This is a genomic window from Bacillus sp. LR--39, from assembly GCF_053613335.1.
Window position 1 is genome coordinate 1 of sequence record NZ_JBSIOT010001599.1, and the last position, 517, is coordinate 517.

The following is a 517-nucleotide window of genomic DNA, read 5'->3' on the forward strand; positions in this document are numbered from 1 at the left end:
CTGGCGATTGAAGAACAATTTTATATCATATGGCCGATGTTCTTAGTTGTTGGAATGTACATAATGAAAAGCCGCGCCAGATTGGCTGCGGTGATATCATTGCTTGCGCTTTGTTCAGCCGTGATGATGAGCGTACTGTATGAACCTGGCGGAGATCCGAGCCGCGTTTACTATGGCACAGACACTCGTTCGTTTGGACTTCTCATCGGATGTGCCTTGGCTTTGGTATGGCCGATGAAAAGGCTGTCTTCCAACAGGCTGCCTAGCAAACTGAAGCACACTTTGCACGCCACTGAATTTTCGGCATTTTGTATTTTAGTGTTGTGTGTCTATTTCACAGATGAATACGAGCCTTTTCTTTACAGAGGCGGAATGCTATTCATTAGCGTGACTGCCGCAATCCTTATTGCATGTGTTTGCCATCCGAGCAGCTTTTTAGGCAATCTGCTTTCATGGAGGCCGCTTCGGTGGCTTGGAACGAGGTCTTACGGAATTTATCTTTGGCACTACCCTGTTA

Annotated in this window: 1 pseudogene; it reads left to right on the plus strand. The window is 46.6% G+C overall.

The features are described from left to right. A pseudogene (gene oatA, locus ACWHAR_RS32015) lies at positions 1 to 517 on the plus strand (peptidoglycan O-acetyltransferase OatA); the annotation flags it as partial.